15 protein-coding genes and 1 pseudogene are annotated in these 17,965 nt (G+C 37.3%); 3 read left to right on the top strand and 13 right to left on the bottom strand.

What is annotated here, in order from left to right:
• Positions 1–62 precede the first annotated feature (62 nt).
• Complete coding sequence (locus HMPREF0367_RS00745) at positions 63–509, bottom strand: hypothetical protein (RefSeq protein ID WP_022355517.1); 447 nt, start codon at positions 507–509, stop codon at positions 63–65.
• 74 nt (positions 510–583) lie between these two features.
• Here HMPREF0367_RS00745 and HMPREF0367_RS00740 point away from each other — a divergent pair, with 74 nt between their 5' ends.
• Positions 584–1,549: a rod shape-determining protein gene (locus HMPREF0367_RS00740; protein ID WP_035400168.1), complete on the top strand. Its 966-nt coding sequence runs from the start codon at positions 584–586 to the stop codon at positions 1,547–1,549.
• Between the two features lie 43 nt (positions 1,550–1,592).
• Entirely contained in the window at positions 1,593–1,742 is a 150-nt protein-coding gene (locus HMPREF0367_RS10360; RefSeq protein WP_015536144.1) for a hypothetical protein, read from the top strand.
• A gap of 16 nt (positions 1,743–1,758) precedes the next feature.
• Here the strand turns inward: HMPREF0367_RS10360 and HMPREF0367_RS00735 are convergent, their stop codons facing one another.
• From HMPREF0367_RS00735 to HMPREF0367_RS00695, 9 genes are all read right to left on the bottom strand, one after another.
• Entirely contained in the window at positions 1,759–1,971 is a 213-nt protein-coding gene (locus tag HMPREF0367_RS00735) for a hypothetical protein (RefSeq protein WP_015536145.1), read from the bottom strand.
• Between the two features lie 48 nt (positions 1,972–2,019).
• The gene (locus HMPREF0367_RS00730) at positions 2,020–2,772 is read right to left on the bottom strand and encodes an ABC transporter ATP-binding protein (protein WP_015536146.1); all 753 of its coding nucleotides are present in this window, start codon (positions 2,770–2,772) and stop codon (positions 2,020–2,022) included.
• Positions 2,759–3,616, bottom strand: coding sequence for an ABC transporter permease (locus tag HMPREF0367_RS00725; RefSeq protein ID WP_022355515.1), 858 nt, complete (start codon positions 3,614–3,616; stop codon positions 2,759–2,761). Before HMPREF0367_RS00725 ends, HMPREF0367_RS00730 begins: the two co-directional genes overlap by 14 nt.
• Positions 3,617–3,626: 10 nt before the next feature.
• Positions 3,627–4,679 (bottom strand): ABC transporter substrate-binding protein, encoded by a 1,053-nt coding sequence (locus tag HMPREF0367_RS00720; RefSeq protein WP_248660654.1) that lies wholly within the window; start codon positions 4,677–4,679, stop codon positions 3,627–3,629.
• Between the two features lie 338 nt (positions 4,680–5,017).
• Positions 5,018–5,572 (bottom strand): sugar O-acetyltransferase, encoded by a 555-nt coding sequence (locus HMPREF0367_RS00715; protein WP_015536149.1) that lies wholly within the window; start codon positions 5,570–5,572, stop codon positions 5,018–5,020.
• A gap of 40 nt (positions 5,573–5,612) precedes the next feature.
• The gene (locus HMPREF0367_RS00710) at positions 5,613–6,407 is read right to left on the bottom strand and encodes an ABC transporter ATP-binding protein (protein ID WP_015536150.1); all 795 of its coding nucleotides are present in this window, start codon (positions 6,405–6,407) and stop codon (positions 5,613–5,615) included.
• 3 nt (positions 6,408–6,410) lie between these two features.
• The gene (locus tag HMPREF0367_RS00705) at positions 6,411–7,325 is read right to left on the bottom strand and encodes an ABC transporter permease (RefSeq protein WP_015536151.1); all 915 of its coding nucleotides are present in this window, start codon (positions 7,323–7,325) and stop codon (positions 6,411–6,413) included.
• A gap of 2 nt (positions 7,326–7,327) precedes the next feature.
• Positions 7,328–8,308 carry an ABC transporter substrate-binding protein gene (locus HMPREF0367_RS00700; RefSeq protein ID WP_035400165.1) on the bottom strand — a complete coding sequence of 327 codons (981 nt, stop codon included), beginning with the start codon at positions 8,306–8,308 and terminating at the stop codon, positions 7,328–7,330.
• Between the two features lie 73 nt (positions 8,309–8,381).
• Complete coding sequence (locus HMPREF0367_RS00695) at positions 8,382–9,746, bottom strand: sodium-dependent transporter (RefSeq protein WP_035400163.1); 1,365 nt, start codon at positions 9,744–9,746, stop codon at positions 8,382–8,384.
• Positions 9,747–9,901: 155 nt separating this feature from the next.
• On the opposite strand from HMPREF0367_RS00695, the gene asnA reads away from it, so the two are divergent.
• Positions 9,902–10,909: an aspartate--ammonia ligase gene (gene asnA, locus HMPREF0367_RS00690; RefSeq protein WP_015536152.1), complete on the top strand. Its 1,008-nt coding sequence runs from the start codon at positions 9,902–9,904 to the stop codon at positions 10,907–10,909.
• 14 nt (positions 10,910–10,923) lie between these two features.
• On the opposite strand, the gene HMPREF0367_RS00685 is transcribed toward asnA, so the two are convergent.
• From HMPREF0367_RS00685 to HMPREF0367_RS00675, 3 genes and pseudogenes are all read right to left on the bottom strand, one after another.
• Positions 10,924–12,408 carry a phosphohexomutase domain-containing protein gene (locus HMPREF0367_RS00685; RefSeq protein WP_035400161.1) on the bottom strand — a complete coding sequence of 495 codons (1,485 nt, stop codon included), beginning with the start codon at positions 12,406–12,408 and terminating at the stop codon, positions 10,924–10,926.
• Between the two features lie 65 nt (positions 12,409–12,473).
• Complete coding sequence (rpoC, locus tag HMPREF0367_RS00680; protein WP_035400159.1) at positions 12,474–16,358, bottom strand: DNA-directed RNA polymerase subunit beta'; 3,885 nt, start codon at positions 16,356–16,358, stop codon at positions 12,474–12,476.
• Positions 16,359–16,364: 6 nt separating this feature from the next.
• A pseudogene (locus tag HMPREF0367_RS00675) lies at positions 16,365–17,942 on the bottom strand (DNA-directed RNA polymerase subunit beta); the annotation flags it as partial.
• Positions 17,943–17,965 lie beyond the last annotated feature (23 nt).

Here is a 17,965-nt window from a genome sequence, read left to right as displayed (position 1 = left end):
GTAAGGCAGATGCTCTCCCAACTGAGCTAAACCTCCGTTTCCTCAAGTGCTCATTAATATTATCAAAGCTTTTTATTCATGTCAATCATTTTCTTAATTTTTTTATTATTTTTTTCATTCTTCTTATCTATAGCTAAGAATAGAGCTTTTTCCAACGTCAATTGATTGATCCTTTTAAACTCCTTTAAGATTTTAGACTCATAGATTACAAAGAAACATGATTTATAAATAATTTGTTCTTTGCCAAAAATAGACTTTTTTTGATAAATATGAAAATCACTATATACTTCATTATCACAGCTGTCTATATATATAAAATTTGGATTCAAATCCCTTTTGTCTTTGATTTCTTTTTTTACAATGAACACCTGGATTCCAGCTTCTATAAAACAATTTGTCCAACTGTTAAAAAGATCGTGATATTCACAAATTCTTTTTTTATATAAATTATCTAAAAACAATAATATATATGGATTCTGTTCTAACTCTAACAATTCTCTACTATTCATGCCTTAATTCGAATGCGTTTGTAATATTGTATCACAACCAAAAATGGGTTACTATATCGTTAGGAGGATTTTCTATGATTCGAGTCGGGATTGATTTAGGCTGTGACCACATACGTCTGGTCAGCCATGAAGAAGGTTTGGTTTTTGATGAACCAAGTATGGTAGCTTTCGACAAGAAAGGACACGTTCTGGCAATCGGAAATGAAGCAAGAGATATGAAGGAGCTAATGAATGACGATATTCGTATCGTCTCTCCACTTTTGACCAATAATATAGATTTTGATGCTCTGCATGCTTTGATTGATCAACTATGTTATGATTATCATGTCTTTCGAATGTTAAAGAAGACGATTTTATTGTTTAGCTATCCTACAAATTTATCAAATGAGCTTTGTGAAGAACTAAAAAAACACTTATTGGAATTTGGTGCTTCACGCGTTTATTTTGATCAGGAAATCTGGATTGCGGCAATTGGTGCCAAGCTGGATTTATTTTTGCCAGTCGCAAGTTGTGTCATGAACATCGGTTCTTCTAATTGTGATATTGCACTCTTTGCCTCTGGAACCATGCAAAAAAAGGACGAATGTAAAATATCTGGCATCCATGTAAACATGCAAATTAAAAATTGGCTCAGCTTACAATATGGTCTGGATGTTACTGAAGATATGATAGAGATGATAAAATGCGGTATAGGTCAAACCATCAAGCAGGAAAGCCCAAAAACTATGATCATCCAGGGAATTAATCGTGCAAATGGGCAGCTATGTTCTCTTGAACTGAATGAAAATCAACTTGTGGATGTTCTCTATCCTCTTTGTCAACAATGGGCTCATTGGATCATGAGTTTCATTGATTCTTTAAGTAATGAACAAAAAGAAGATGTCTATATGCGTGGTATCGTTGCCTGTGGCGGCACGATGTTATTAAAGGGACTGGAAAAAAATCTAAAAACTATGCTTCCATGCCCAATTTATGTTACCGATGATCCGCTCAATACGGTTTCCCAAGGCCTTGAAATTCTGCTTTCGAAGATGGAATGATACATTCCATCTTTTTATGTTATAATCGCTTTGAGGTGAAATTATGAACAAACACATTATAAGCATGTTTTTATATTTTGGCGCTGCTGCCTTACTATTTGGATATGCCTTTACAACAAACTCTATTTGTCTATATTTAGGCATTGCCTGCTTGGCTGCTGCCATTATTTTTTCCAAGACCACAAAAAAATAGAAGGGATATTTCCCTTCTACATGTTTTGAGTGACTTCTACTTTGACTTTATGATCGGCCTGTAAATCATATGTGATCTTGGCAATTTCCTCCAAGTGATCAGAAACGATTGTTCTTACCGTTTCAAATACTTCATCTTCTTTATCTTCTTTTTTACAATCATATTCAATGGAAGTTACCACGTGTTTTTTTGCTTTTACGCCTTTTAATTCATCAATTAAAGTTTTCATATATCTTATTACCTCGCAGCTTCATTCTATGCTTAAAAGGTGATTTTGTCAAACTTCATAGTAATTTAATATATCAGCTGGTTTCAGCTGTTTTTTTCTTTCTGTTTCAAAATCTTGGATCAAAGTGCCATCATTCATGATGAAGAGACGATTCCCATTAACCAAGGCATCATTAATATTATGCGTAATCATAAGTGCAGTAATATGCTCTTTTTCAATCAACTCATTTGTAATTCTTAAGATTTTTTTGGCACTCTTTGGATCTAAAGCCGCTGTATGTTCATCCAATAATAAGATTTTTGGTGGATTTAAGACAGCCATCATTAATGCTACAGCCTGCCTTTGACCACCTGATAACAATCCAATCGGCGTTTTTAAGCGATCTTCCAGACCCATATCTAGAGTTCTCAGTTTCTCTTTAAAGTATTCTCGATCTTCTTTATGTACCGCTAAAGAAAACAAACCTCTTTTTCTTGCAGAATAGGCTAAGGCAAGGTTTTCTTCAACTGTCAGATGCTTTGCCGTACCATGTTCAGGATTTTGAAACAGTCGCCCAATGTTTTTAGCTCGAACATGTTCTTTCTCATTGGTAATATCTATGCCATCCATATACACACTTCCCTGGCTGACTTCAACCGATCCTGAGATCACATTAAATAAAGTACTTTTACCAGCTCCATTGCTCCCTAATAAAGTAATGAAATCGCCATCTTGAATCTTACAGGACATATCATGTAATGCCACTTTTTCAAGCTGCGTTCCCTGATTAAATATTACAGATACATCTTTAAGCTCTAACATGTTTGACACCCTTTCTTTTTAAATATGGTAACGATATCGTAATCGCAACCAAGATTGCAGACATTAAGTTCATATCTGTTGCTGGAATTCCAAACTGTAAGGCAAATTGATACAAAAGACGATAGATGCAGGCTCCTATGATTGCCGATGCAATTCCAAATCCAATCGTTCTTTTTCTTAAGATAGCTTCTCCAATAATGATGCCAGCCAATCCAAGAACCATCATTCCAGTTCCTGAAGTGATATCAGCAAAGTTTTGATATTGAGCCAATAATGCTCCAGATAAAGCAACAATTCCATTGGATAAAGCCATACCAATAAACTTCATACGATCAACATTGATTGAACTTGAACGAACCATGACTTCATTATCTCCAGTAGCTCTTAACATCAACCCTAAATTTGTTTTAAAGAAACCAAAAAGAACAAACCCGATAACCAATGAAAAGATTAATAAGATCAACAATTCCGAATCAATCAACGTGAATAATGTATTGGTAGAAAACAACGATATATTGGGAGCTCCACTCATAATTCGTAAATTAATCGAATAGAGAGCAACCATAGTCAATATGCCAGCCAATAAAGGCTGCATATGCATTTTGGTTTGAAGAAATGCCGTTACCATTCCACATAAGCCACCCGCTACAAACGCCAACAATAAACCAAGATAAGGATGACCTGCAATCGTCATTACAGCACAAACAGCACATCCTGTCGCAAAAGAGCCATCCACTGTAAGATCCGGTACATTTAAAACACGAAAAGATATATAAACACCTAGAGATAAGATTGAGAAAATGAGTCCTAATTCAATTGCTTTTAAAATGATCGTCAAAGACATCAAACCACTCCTATTCCACCATAATCAATCTGTCGTTATTTTTGATATCATCACTTAATTGAATTCCTAAAGTATCCAATGCATTCTGATTAATATAAATATTTAAATTATCCTTAAAGACTTTAACAGGAATATCATTTACAGACGTTCCATTCAAAATTTGATCTACCATATTTGCAGTTTCCTTACCCAGTTCTTCGTAATCGATTCCTACTGTCGCAAAGCCTCCATCCTGCACCATTGAGTCTGCACCGGTATAGAAAGGAATTTTAGCGTCCAAGGCAATCTGCGACAATGACTGCATGCCACTGGCTACAGTATTATCGTTTGGAGCAAATAGAATATCCACTTTCTCACATAAACTTACCGCACTTGATTGTAGTTCAGTCATATCTTTTCCAGTCCCTTCAATCAATTCTAAATTATTAGCTTCACAATACTCTTTTGCCTTCTCTAGATTAGAAACTGAATTTGTTTCGGCTGCGTTATACAAGAAACCAATTGTTTTGATACTTGGATCAATCTGCAAGGCAAGATCTAAGATTTGATCCACTTGAACCTCATCACTAGTTCCCGTGATATTAAGATCAGGATGTTCTGGATCACTAACTAATTTAGATCCTACTGGATCCGATACAGCTGAAAATACTACTGGAATTGTTTCGGCTGCATTGGCTGCTGCCTGAGCTGTCGGCGTCGCAATCGCAACAATAACATCACTTTCATCATCTTCGAACTGGGTAATGATTGAATTTAGATTGCTTTGCTGATTGGATGCATCTGCATAATTGATTTCAATATTTTCGCCATCTATATAGCCTAGTTCTTCCATCTGTGCACTAAAACTATCACGTATTGTATTTAATGATGTGTGCGAAACGATCTGAGCTACACCTACCACAGGAATTGAATCATCTGTATTGGATGCACACCCAAACAATAAAGTTGTTGATAATAAAATGGTTGAAATTTTCGTAATTGTTTTCATGATAATGTTCTCCTTTTTTCTTTCTACTTGTTTTTTTATTCTAGCTTCTGTTAATTTCCAATCATCTTTATCCATCGTCTCACCACCTTATAAAAAAAGTCCTGCATCAAAAAACTTTGACACAGGACAGAATATACAATAATCTGCGGTACCACCTGAATTGGTAAACGAATACCCACCTCTTGAATGCAATCACATTCTCATCAATATAACGGTTGAACCCGTCTTAGCTACTCGAAAACTCTTTCACCTCGCCCTTGGAAGTCCATTTGCAGAACTGTTACGATCGGTTTCCACCATCCCGACTCGCTTTGCGCACATCTTTCTGTTTGATCTCTTCCGCTTTGGTTTAATTAACTATAACGCAAAAATAAATGAATGTAAACAGTTTTCTTTAAAAATGTAAGATATTTTCATTCTATAAACTTTATGATCTTTGCCGGAACACCTGCCACAAGACAATTATCTGGAACATCTTTTGTCACAACAGCCCCTGCTGCGATAACACTATTTTCACCGATTGTTACCCCTGGCATAATAGAAACATTGGCACCGATCCAACAATTGTCTTTGACCTTGATAGGCAATGCCTGCTCAAAACCTTGATTTCTCTTATCAGGATCTAAAGGGTGATTGGCCGTATAAAATCCACAAGATGGTCCAATAAAACAATTGTTACCTATTGTAATCTTTGCGCCATCCATAAAATAACAATTGATATTCACAAAAACATTTTCGCCAAATGTTGTATTTTTTCCATAATCAAATGTGACTGGACTTAACACTTCAATGTGTTCACATGAAGCATTTAAGATCAAATTAAGGACATCTTTCTTTCTAGGGTCACTTGGCTTTAACTGATTATATTCAAAACAAAGATCATAACTATGCATTCGTTGTTTAACCAAGTCAATGTCATAGTTGGCATCATACCATCGACCCTGTTCCATCTTTTCTTTTTCTGTCATATTAATTTCCTTCTTAAAAAGAAAACGGACATTGTGCCCGTTATCCTAACATCATTCTATCATTAGCAAATACATCGCCACTTGCCTCTTCAAATTTTTTCAATAAGTCTTCCACTTTCAAACGTTTCTTTTCTTCACCTTTAACATCATAAATAATACGCCCTTCATGCATCATGATCAAACGATTTCCTATATTGATTGCATCCTGCATATTGTGTGTAACCATCAAAGCCGTCAATTTTTGTTCATCTACGATTTCTTCGGTAATTTTTAAAACTTTATGAGCCGTACGCGGATCAAGAGCTGCCGTATGTTCATCCAATAATAATAACTGAGGTTTTTTTAGAGTTGCCATTAACAAAGTCAATGCCTGTCTTTGCCCACCAGATAAAAGTCCAACCTTTACTGTCATTCTGTCTTCTAGACCTAACCCCAAACGTTGAAGCGTTTTATAAAAAACTTCTTTTTCTTCTTTGGTAATGCCCCAGCGAAGGCCTCGCTTCATTCCACGACGATTGGCCATAGCTAAGTTTTCCTGGATTGCCATATCGGAAGCTGTCCCCAACATCGGATCTTGAAAAACTCGTCCAATCATCTGAGCTCTTTGATGTTCTTTTAAAAGCGAAATATTCTTATCGGCCAAATAAATATATCCACAATCAATCGGATACACACCGGCAATCATATTCATCAAGGTACTCTTTCCAGCACCATTTCCACCGATGATCGTGATAAAATCACCATCATGTACTTCAAGATTGATATTATTCAAAGCTTTCTTTTCATTTACCGTACCAGGATTGAAGGTCTTTGACACGTTTTTGATCTTTAACATGTTTTATTCCTCCTTCCCTGTCAACTTTTTATACATAGCAACTTGATTACGTTTTGAGATAAGCACAGGAACACTTAAAGCAATTGCCACTAATATAGCCGTTAAAAGCTTTAGATCATCTGTATTCATTCCCATCTGCAATACAATCGCAACGATGATACGATAAATAATTGACCCTACAATAATAGAAGTTAAACGAAAAGCAAAATTTCCTTTTTGACCAAAAATAACTTCACCTATAACGATGGATGCCAACCCAATGACAATAGCACCGATTCCCATTTTAATATCCGCATATCCCTGTGATTGCGTAACCAAAGCTCCAGAAAGAGAAATCAAAGCATTTCCTATCATTAAACCTAAGATCTTAGTAACACTTGTATTAACACCTAGAGCTCGAACCATTTGTTCATTATTTCCTGTTGCACGAATTGCTGAACCTATTTCCGTTCCAAAATACCAGTATAAGATAGCTACGATTACAACAGAAACAATGATACCAATGATCAAAGCTGTCCAGGTTGATGATAGACCTGTCATTTCCGAGATGTTTTTAAACAGCGTTTCCGATTTCAAAAGTGGCGTATTAGAACGTCCCATAATTCTTAAATTAATTGAATACAAACCAATCTGCGTCAAGATTCCTGCCAAAATTGCTGGTATTTCACACTTTGTATGAAGAAAACCAGTTACAAACCCTGCAACAGCTCCAGCTATTGTCGCTAATAATAAAGCTAGAATGGGATCCACTCCATTCACGACACACACTGCACATACAGCACCCCCTGTTGCGAAAGATCCATCAACGGTTAAATCAGCTATATCCAAGATTCGATATGTTATATATACACCTAATGCCATCAACCCCCACAAAACACCTTGTGATAGGGCTCCCTGCATTGCTAATAAGACACTCATAATTATTCAATCACTGTTGCACTTTCTAATAAATCGGCAGGAATTGTAATACCAAGTTCATCGGCAACACCTTTATTGATTGTTAATGTACATTGTTCAGCAGGTAAATAAGCAATTGGTGTTTCAGCCGCTGTTTTTTCGCCATTTAAGATAGCTACGGCTTGCTGGCCTGCCAATTTCCCTAATTCATAATAATCAATACCATACGTTCCTAATCCACCATTTTCTGTCATTCCTTCTTCGCCTACGATACAAGGTAGATTATTCGCATTGGCAACTTGAGCTACAGTACTCATACCTTCCGCTAGAAGATTATCTGTTGGAATATAAATAGCATCTACTTTACCAATCAAAGATTCCGTTACCTGCTGAATCATATTTGAATCAGACACAGTTGCAATCTCATATTCCAGACCTGCTTTTTGAGCTGCTTCTTGAGCTAATTCTGCCTGTAAAATAGAATTATCTTCACTACTGCAGTACATAATTGCAATCTTTTTCGCATCTGGTAATAATTGTTTTAAAAGATCAATTTGTTCTGATACAGGAGTTAAATCACTAGCTCCGGTTACATTTGTACCTGGTTCCTCATTAGAATCAACCAATCCAGATTCTGCTGGATCCGTTACCGCAGAAACGACAATCGGAATATCACTTGTCTTACCAGCAACACTTTGTGCAGCTGGAGTCGCAATCGCATAAATCAAATCATTTCCATCACTCACCAATTTATCGGCAATCGTATCGCAATTCGATAAATCATTTGAAGCATTCTGATAGTCAAAAGATGTATTTTCTTCTGTATATCCTGCTTCATTCAAGGCATCCATGAATCCTTCATAAGAAGCATCTAAAGCTGGATGTTCTGTTAATTGTATGATACCTACTTTCGTATTTGCATCGGATGTCCCATCACTAGAACCGCAGGCCGTCATTGACAACATCAAAGTTGCTGCTACAGCCGCTTTCATTATTTTTTTCATAATATTCCTCCTAATTTTCAATATATTTTCATAATTTACATTATAGGCAATTTATTTTAATAAATCAATAATATCAGAAAAACTTGCTCCAATATCCCTGAATAAAGATGACCAAAATGATCAAAGGAATGATGTATGCAACATAAAAACGAATCGATTTAGGAAAACGTATCCCTTCTCCGGTATTGGCCTCCTGAAGAAAATTTTTCCATCCCCAACCATATCTAGACGTACAAAATAACACATAAATCATAGACCCTAATGGTAGTAAATTATTTGAAACAATAAAATCTTCAAGATCCTGGATAGTCGTACCAGTACCAAATGGTTGAATAAAATTAAATAAGTTAAATCCTAAAGCGCAAGGCAAAGATAAAAGAAATACAAGAATAAAACTAATACGAACCGATTTTTTACGATCCCATCCGGTCAATTCTTCCGTCATCTTCAAGATATTTTCAAATACCGCAATAATTGTCGTTAAAGCTGCAAAAGCCATAAATAAGAAAAATAATGCACCCCATAATTGCCCCATAGGCATATTGGCAAAAATATTAGGTAATGTCACAAAAACAAGGCCTGGTCCTTCTCCGGGATTAACACCATAGGCAAAACATGCGGGGATAACAATCAGGCCAGCTACTAAGGCAACAAATGTATCCAAACAAACAACTTGAATCGCCTCACCTGTAAGTCTTCTTTCTTTATCAATATAACTTCCAAAAATCGCAATAGCTCCAATTCCCAGACTCAAAGTAAAAAAAGCCTGTCCCATAGCTGCAAATACAACTTCACCAAAGCCTGAATCAATCATTTTAGAAAAATCAGGCAATAAATAAAATTTAATTCCTTCAACCGCTCCATTAAGAGTAACAGAACGAACTGCCAGCACCAACATGATTGCTAAAAGTGCGATCATCATATATTTAGATATCTTTTCCACCCCATTTTGTAAGCCTTTGGAACAAACCCAAAAACCGATACAAACAACAATAAACATAAACCCTACCTGTATGAGTGGATTAGCCAACATATTATTAAACTCAGCTGAGACTTGCTCAGTACTTAGACCATTGAAATCCCCCGTGATCATCTTAATGAAATATACAAGCATCCAACCACATATTGTTGTATAAAACATCATCAACAAATAATTGCCTACCAAACAGGAATACTTCATCCAATGCCATTTTGTTCCCTTAGGTTCAAGAACATCAAAAGATTTTGCAGCACTTCTTTGACTTGCTCTACCAACAGAATATTCCATAACCATGACCGGTAAGCCTAGTACGATCAAGAAAAATAAATAAACAACTACGAAAGCAGCTCCTCCATACTGACCTGTAATATACGGAAAACGCCAGACATTGCCCAAACCAATAGCACATCCGGCACTGATTAAAATAAAGCCTAAACGGCTTGAAAAACGATCTCTCATGATCAAATCCTCCCTAACAAATAATTTATCAAATATTGTAAGTGGTTTCAATGGAATTTTGATATGCGCAAATTTCTTTCATAAACAACAAGAAATAATTTTCATTAGCTTTTTGATATGATACAATATGAGCATGTTTTCAAGGAGGTATATTCATGAGCCTTATTATTCCTAAGGATTATAATCCTGTTTTATCCGTTCGTGAGACACAGGAAGCTATCAAATACATTCGAGATACATTCCAGCATGAGTTTGGTAAGGAATTACATCTATCCCGAATTTCTGCACCATTGTTTGTAGAAAAAAGTTCTGGGTTAAACGATAATTTAAATGGATTTGAATCTCCAGTGCACTTTTCAATGAATGCCATTCCAAACGAAGATATTGAAGTCGTTCATTCACTTGCAAAATGGAAGCGTATGGCACTTAAATTATACGGTTTTTCAAATCATGAAGGACTCTATACGAATATGAATGCCATTCGTAAAGATGAAGAATTAGACAATCTCCATTCAGCCTATGTTGATCAGTGGGACTGGGAGAGAATTATTGCAAAAGAAGAAAGAACCGAAAATGTCTTAAAAAGTCATGTTAGACGTATCTTTAAAGTCATCAAACACATGGAACATGAAGTGTGGTATAAATATCCTCAAGCTGTAAATCACCTTCCAGATGACATTACCTTTATCACAACCCAGGAACTGTTGGATCTATATCCTGAGCTAACCGCAAAAGAAAGAGAAAATGAAATCACAAAAAAATACGGCTGCGTATTTGTCATGCAAATAGGTGATAAGTTATCAAATGGTAAAAAACACGATGGACGTGCCCCAGATTATGATGATTGGAGCTTAAATGGAGATATTTTATTCTGGTATGAACCGCTGCAGTGTGCTTTAGAAATTTCCAGTATGGGAATTCGTGTAGACGAAAACTCAATGCCAATTCAATTAGAAAAAGAAGGTTGTCTAGAAAGATTAAATTATCCATACCATCAAGCAATCATGGAAAAGCGATTACCTTACACTATTGGCGGAGGAATCGGTCAATCAAGGCTATGCATGCTTCTATTAAAGAAAGCACATATTGGTGAAGTTCAAGCCAGTATCTGGCCTAAAGAAATGATTGAAACCTGTCTAAAAAATAATATCCAGATCTTATGATCTGGATATCTTTTTTATTCAATGAATTGTCTTAATGATGCAAGATCCAGCTTTTCAAACTGAACCATGAAAGGATACATCGTATTGGCGATTTCTTTACAACCGCCTTCTTTTGTGGATTCAATATTACAAGGCAAGATTGGATCATGTAATGATTTTCTAAGAAGGAACCAACCATGATCAAAACAAACACGATATCCTTCATAATTATCTTTTGCGGGCTCCATATTTGGTTGTTTTGCTACAAACTCTTTTAAACTATCCAATAGCTGATCTCCATAGTCTTGAAAATCCTCTGCGTTGATCTTAAAACGCAGTTCTTTTTCTTCTAATGGATATTTTAAATCTTTGATCAGTTCATCCACCGGTGTTTTAGCTGCTTCAATAACGATCTTGGTTGCTAGATAAGCCCCATCATCCAAAAAATAATTCTCTTTTAAGGCAGCATGTCCACTTGTTTCAATTGCTAATTGGCAATCAATGCCAGCTTCATTTAAGCGAATCGCTTCATTAATGACGTTTTTATATCCTCTTTTAAAACGATGGTGTTTTAAACCGTGAGTATTTAAAAAATCGTGAAGCTCATCACTTGTTACACTATCTGTGACGATCGTAGTTCCTGCATGATCTTTTTTTACTAACATTGCTGCTAACGCAATGATCGCATTACGGCTAATAGGTTTTCCATGACTGTCAACCGCACTACTTCGATCCACGTCTGTATCAAAGATAATACCTAAATTGGCTTTATGTTTTACTACAGCCTGACAAATAGAATCCATTGCTTTTTTATCTTCTGGATTTGGAATATGATTGGGGAAATGACCATCCGGTTCTAAAAATTGAGAACCTTCTACATTGGCACCGAGCGGTTTTAAAACTTTTTCAACATAAAAGCCCCCAGCTCCATTTCCTGCATCCACTACGATATGCAGTCCTTTTAACGGATGTTCATGATCTGGGGCGTTGACACCCTCTTTAATGATTTCCTGTAAATGTCTTGAATACGTATCCATCAAATTTGCTTTTGTGCAGGAACCGTTGTTTTCATGAATAAATGACTGGGTATTGGCAATTTCAATAATACGGGCAATATCCTCTTTATTTAACCCTCCATCTTTATCAAAAAACTTCATACCATTACGATTGAATGGTAAATGACTTGCGGTAACCATAATAGCTCCATCACAATCATATTCTTCAAAGATACAAGACATAAACATGCTCGGTGTGCTCGCTAAAGAACAATCCAAAACTTGTGCTCCATCAAAGATCAAACCATCCATGATGGAATGGCATAGACTATCAGCACTTAATCTGGAATCATGCCCGATTGAAATACGACAATCTTTTTTACTATGTTTTTCACGAATAAAAGTTAAAAAAGCGCGAGCTAGATCATATACGGCCTCATTGGTTAAGTTTACATGTTCGCCTTCGATTCCTTCAATGGCAATCCCTCGGATGTCACTTCCGTTTTGTAGTTTTCTATAATCCATAATCATCCCTCTTTTCTCTTTCTATAATAACACAAAGATCCAGACGTATATCTGGATCTTTTATGTTATTCATTGATTTCAATAGACTGGTTGTCTAGAACATCACTGTCATTGATGATTCCATCTTGATCTAAAGATGGTTCTTCATCCATTTTTGGAAGTTCTTCCGTTAAATTTTCATTGACGATGTTATCAAACTCTTCGTCTTGAACTTCATGCATACGAGCAATACGTTTATCACGTAGTTCTTTTGCCTTTGCCATAACGATTGCATTCTGAGGACGGTCGCCTTCGCATCCAGTTCCGGCAGGAATCAACTTACCGATAATGACATTTTCTTTAAGACCAATCAAATTATCAACTTTTCCTTTGATCGTAGCATCTGTCAACACTTTTGTAGTTTCCTGGAAGCTGGCTGCTGATAAGAATGAATCTGTCTCAACACTGGCTTTTGAAATACCTAACAATACTGGTTTGAACTGAGCAGGTGTCTTTCCAGAAAGTAAAGCCTCTCGGTTGATTTTAGTGATGTTATTCAAAGATAACTGAACACCAACATTTAGATCTGTATCTCCGCTGTCTACAACGATAACTTTCTTAAGCATCTGTTTGATCATAACTTCGATGTGCTTATCGCTGATTTCGATACCTTGTGACTGGTAAACCTTTTTAACTTCTTTCAAGATATAATCCTGAACTTCACGAACACCAGCTACACGCAACAATTCTTTTGGATCCAATGGACCTTCTGTCATGGCAACACCAGCCTGAATTGTTGCTCCAACCTGTACCCATGGACGAAGTGTCTGGTTTGCATTGATCTTATGAGAAACGCTTTCGTTAGCGTTTGTTACGATAACTTCCTGACGCATTGTTCCTTCAATACGTTCAATTGAAGTGATCTCACCTGTAATCTGTGCGATTACGGCAACACCTTTTGGACAACGTGCTTCAAATAACTCTTCGACACGAGGAAGACCCTGTGTAATGTCTCCTCCATCACCGCCGGCAACACCACCGGTATGGAATGTACGCATTGTTAACTGTGTACCTGGCTCACCGATACTCTGAGCAGCCATGATACCAATAGCTTCACCAACTTCTACATCTTTACCTGTAGCCATGTTACGTCCATAACATTTGCGACATACACCATGTCTTGACTTACAAGTAAATGCAGAACGGATATACATACCTTCAATTCCAGCATCTACGATGCGTTTTGCGATTTCATCCGTGATGAATTCATCACTGGCAATAATAAGTTCACCTGTATTTGGATCTGTTACATCTTGTTTAGAATAACGTCCAACTAAACGATCCATCAATGGTTCAATGACAGTGTTTGTCTTACGATCCATCAATGTTTCTACCCAGTATCCTTTATCAGTTCCACAATCATCTTCTTTTACGATAACATCCTGTGCAACGTCAACAAGACGACGAGTCAAGTAACCTGATTCCGCTGTTTTCAAGGCTGTATCGGTCAAACCTTTACGCACACCGTGTGTAGAGATAAAGAACTCTGATACGTTTAGACCTTCACGGAAACAAGAGTAGATAGGAACCTCTATGATAGAAGGAACATATTCACCGCTTCTACCCTTACCACTACCAGGTTTAGCCATTAAACCACGCATTCCGGCAAGCTGTGTAAAGTTAGATGTATTACCACGGGCACCAGAAGTAGCCATCATGTTGATTGGGTTCTTTCTAGGTAAGTTAGCCATCAACTCACCTACGATATCATCTTTTACATCTGCCCATAGCTTATTAAGATGACGTTCCCACTCTTCCATCGTCAACATACCTTTACGCTGTAGACGTTTTAACTGATCCGCTTTTTCACGACCCTCATCGACATGTTCCCATTTATTAGGAGCCACTTCAATATCAGAAAGTGAAACGGTAATACCAGCAACTGTTGAATACTTAAATCCTTTTGCCTTGATCTGGTCAAGGATTTCAGCAGTTTCATCAACAGAGTATCGTTTAAATACTTCAGCAATAACTTTACCTAAGTCTTTTTTCTTAACAGCATCTACGATTGGTAGCTGCTCGATATATGCTTTGATATCTTCTCCAGGTTTTACGAAGTATTTAGCTGGAGTTTCTTCAAAGTTTTCTTTTGAAACTTCGTTCAAATACGGGAAGTCTGCAGGGAACATATCATTGAAGATGATCTTTCCTACAGTTGTGATCAAGTAATCATTTTCATGCACTGGATTAAATGAAGTTTTATTCATACCCTTAACAGGCAATGCAATACGTGAATGCAAGTGAACCTGCCCTGTTTGATATGCAAGCATAACTTCATCTACATCTGAATATACATGACCTTCATTTAATGCATAGCGTTTCCAAGCTGCAGCTTCTTTTGGACAATCTGCATCCATATAATGCTGAGATTCTTCCAACAATTCCTGTTTCGTTTCTTCCATTGTTAGATAGAAGTTCCCCATAACCATGTCCTGACCTGGAGTAACGATTGGTTTTCCATCTTTTGGACCAAGGATATTATGAGAACCTAGCATCATGACCAATGCCTCAGCACGTGCTTCTTCAGACAAAGGAACGTGAATAGCCATCTGGTCACCGTCGAAGTCAGCATTAAATGCGGTACAAACAAGTGGATGTAGACGCATAGCACGTCCTTCTACAAGTTTAGGAAGGAAGGCCTGAATACCCAAACGGTGAAGCGTAGGAGCACGGTTCATCAAAACTGGATATCCATCAATTACTTTTTCAACAACATCCCAAATTCTAGGATCACGTCGTTCGATCAACTTTTCAGCATTTTTTGGATTGGCTGCCAATTGTTGATTTACGATTTCATTAATAATAAATGGTTTAAACAAGTTGATTGCCATTTCACGAGGAATACCACACTGATACATCTTCAAATCTGGTCCTACGGCAATAACAGAACGTCCAGAGAAGTCAACACGTTTACCCAACAAGTTCTGACGGAAACGTCCCTGTTTACCTTTCAATGAATGTGAAAGTGATTTTAGAGCACGTCCTCCAGCTCCTGTGATTGGTTTAGAACGGCGTCCATTATCGATTAAAGCATCAACTGCTTCCTGTAACATACGTTTTTCGTTTTGAACGATGATATTTGGTGTACCAAGTTCCAACAATTTACGAAGACGATTGTTACGAGTGATTACACGACGATATAGATCATTTAGATCACTTGTCGCAAAACGTCCACCATCCAACTGTAACATTGGTCTTAAATCTGGTGGTATTACCGGAATGTTTGTCAGGATCATCCATTCAGGTTTGTTATCTGATTTTCTAAACGCATTGATCGTATCAAGACGTTTAATCAATTTTTTACGTTTTTCACCTTGAGCTTTTTCTAGAGCTTCTTGAACATCTGCATATTCCTGTTCAAGATCTACATCCTGTAATAGACGCAATACAGCCTCAGCACCTGTTTGTGCTGTAAAAGAACCAGCTCCATAGATAGCCATATTTTCACGATATTCTCTTTCAGACAAGATCTGTTTGTATCCTAGATCTGTATCCTTAGGATCGGTTACGATATAGCTTACAAAGTATACTACTTCTTCAAGTTGTTTTGGTGTCACATCCAACAATAAAGCCATACGACTTGGAATACCGCGTAGATACCAGATGTGAGCTACTGGAGCAGCCAAATGGATATGACCCATACGTTCACGTCTTACGCTCGCTTTTGTGATTTCAACACCACAACGATCGCAGACAACGCCTTTAAAACGCACCTTCTTATATTTACCGCAGGCACATTCCCAGTCCTTTGTAGGGCCGAAAATGCGCTCACAGAAAAGTCCGTCACGTTCTGCTTTTTGAGAACGATAGTTGATCGTTTCAGGCTTTGTTACTTCACCATGTGACCATTTTAAGATCGTTTCAGGTGATGCCAAACGAACCTGAATTGAGGCAAAATTGTTTATACTCATAGATTTTTAAGCCTCCTCTTCTTCTAGTTCTTCAAATGAATCATTTGATTCATCCATATCATTCACAAGTTCTTCCTTGTGTTCTTCGTGATTATGTTCATGCACTGTTCCTGGTTCATCGTCATCGCTTGTGATATCAACTTCATTGTTATTTTCATCCAACAAACGAACATCAATCGCAAGACCTTGTAACTCGTGCATCAATACGCGGAATGATTCTGGAATTCCTGGTTCTGGAATATCTTTACCTTTGATGATAGCTTCATACGTTTTGATACGTCCTTGAATATCATCGGATTTGATTGTCAAGATTTCCTGCAATGTATGAGCAGCACCATAAGCTTCAAGTGCCCAAACCTCCATCTCACCAAATCTCTGTCCACCATTTTGTGCTTTACCACCTAATGGCTGCTGAGTTACTAGTGAGTAAGGTCCCGTTGCACGAGCATGAAGTTTATCGTCAACCATGTGAGCAAGCTTGATCATGTACATTACACCAACAGAAATTCTTTCATCGAAAGGCTGTCCTGTCTGTCCATCATATAGAACCTGTTTTCCATCTTTGGTCATGTTTGCTTCTTCCATTACGCTTGCAAGTTCTTCATTTGATAAACCATCAAATACTGAAGTTGAGAACTTAACGCCTAATTTCTTAGCTGCATAACCTAAATGGATTTCCAAGATTTGTCCGATGTTCATACGAGAAGGCACACCGAATGGGTTCAAGATGATATCAATTGGTGTACCATCTGCCATAAATGGCATATCTTCTACTGGAAGGATCTTAGAGATGACACCTTTATTACCATGACGTCCAGACATTTTATCCCCTTCAGAAATCTTACGTTTCTGGACGATATATACTTTAACTCGCTGATTTACTCCAGGTGGAAGATCAGATCCATCGCCACGTTTGAATACACGGATCGAATGAACGATTCCAGCACCACCATGAGGTACTTTCAATGAGTTATCACGTACTTCACGTGATTTTTCACCGAAGATAGCTAATAGAAGTTTTTCTTCTGGGCTTACTTCGCTCTGTCCTTTTGGCGTAACCTTACCAACAAGGATATCTCCTTCTTTAACCTCAGCCCCAATACGGATGATACCTCTTTCGTCTAATTGACGAACAGCTGCTTCACCAACGTTTGGAATATCGCGGGTGATTTCTTCTGGGCCAAGTTTAGTATCACGGCAGTCAATGTCATATTCTTCGATATGAATTGAAGTATATACATCATCACTTACCATTCTTTCTGACATGATGATCGCATCCTCATAGTTGTAACCATACCATGTCATGTAAGCAATTGTTACGTTTTGTCCTAAAGCAAGCTCACCATTTTGCATACTTGGACCATCGGCAAGGATATCACCTTTTTCAACCTTTTCACCAACCTCCACGATTGGACGCTGGTTAATGCAAGTACTTGCATTAGAGCGAGCAAATTTTCTTAGCTGATATGTGTGCTCTTCGCCTTCATTGTCTTTGACAACGATACGGATTGAGTCAACATAAGTAATGATTCCATCTTCTTTGGCAACAACACCAACACCAGAGTCTTTTGCAATCTTATATTTTTACGATTTGACCTAATCCATTC

This window comes from Faecalitalea cylindroides ATCC 27803 (assembly GCF_000469305.1).
Taxonomy (GTDB): Bacteria; Bacillota_I; Bacilli_A; order Erysipelotrichales; family Erysipelotrichaceae; genus Faecalitalea; species Faecalitalea cylindroides.
This window is presented reverse-complemented; position numbering and strand designations above follow the sequence as displayed.

Coding starts and splice junctions, on each gene's coding strand:
- HMPREF0367_RS00720 (WP_248660654.1), bottom strand. CDS start 4,679: ATGGATAAAGATGATTGGAAATTAACAGAAGCTAGAATAAAAAAACAA.
- HMPREF0367_RS00730 (WP_015536146.1), bottom strand. CDS start 2,772: ATGTTAGAGCTTAAAGATGTATCTGTAATATTTAATCAGGGAACGCAG.
- rpoC (WP_035400159.1), bottom strand. CDS start 16,358: ATGAGTATAAACAATTTTGCCTCAATTCAGGTTCGTTTGGCATCACCT.
- HMPREF0367_RS00685 (WP_035400161.1), bottom strand. CDS start 12,408: ATGGATTATAGAAAACTACAAAACGGAAGTGACATCCGAGGGATTGCC.
- HMPREF0367_RS10360 (WP_015536144.1), top strand. CDS start 1,593: ATGAACAAACACATTATAAGCATGTTTTTATATTTTGGCGCTGCTGCC.
- HMPREF0367_RS00745 (WP_022355517.1), bottom strand. CDS start 509: ATGAATAGTAGAGAATTGTTAGAGTTAGAACAGAATCCATATATATTA.
- HMPREF0367_RS00725 (WP_022355515.1), bottom strand. CDS start 3,616: ATGTCTTTGACGATCATTTTAAAAGCAATTGAATTAGGACTCATTTTC.
- HMPREF0367_RS00735 (WP_015536145.1), bottom strand. CDS start 1,971: ATGAAAACTTTAATTGATGAATTAAAAGGCGTAAAAGCAAAAAAACAC.
- HMPREF0367_RS00740 (WP_035400168.1), top strand. CDS start 584: ATGATTCGAGTCGGGATTGATTTAGGCTGTGACCACATACGTCTGGTC.
- HMPREF0367_RS00705 (WP_015536151.1), bottom strand. CDS start 7,325: ATGAGTGTCTTATTAGCAATGCAGGGAGCCCTATCACAAGGTGTTTTG.
- HMPREF0367_RS00715 (WP_015536149.1), bottom strand. CDS start 5,572: ATGACAGAAAAAGAAAAGATGGAACAGGGTCGATGGTATGATGCCAAC.
- HMPREF0367_RS00710 (WP_015536150.1), bottom strand. CDS start 6,407: ATGTTAAAGATCAAAAACGTGTCAAAGACCTTCAATCCTGGTACGGTA.
- asnA (WP_015536152.1), top strand. CDS start 9,902: ATGAGCCTTATTATTCCTAAGGATTATAATCCTGTTTTATCCGTTCGT.
- HMPREF0367_RS00695 (WP_035400163.1), bottom strand. CDS start 9,746: ATGAGAGATCGTTTTTCAAGCCGTTTAGGCTTTATTTTAATCAGTGCC.
- HMPREF0367_RS00700 (WP_035400165.1), bottom strand. CDS start 8,308: ATGAAAAAAATAATGAAAGCGGCTGTAGCAGCAACTTTGATGTTGTCA.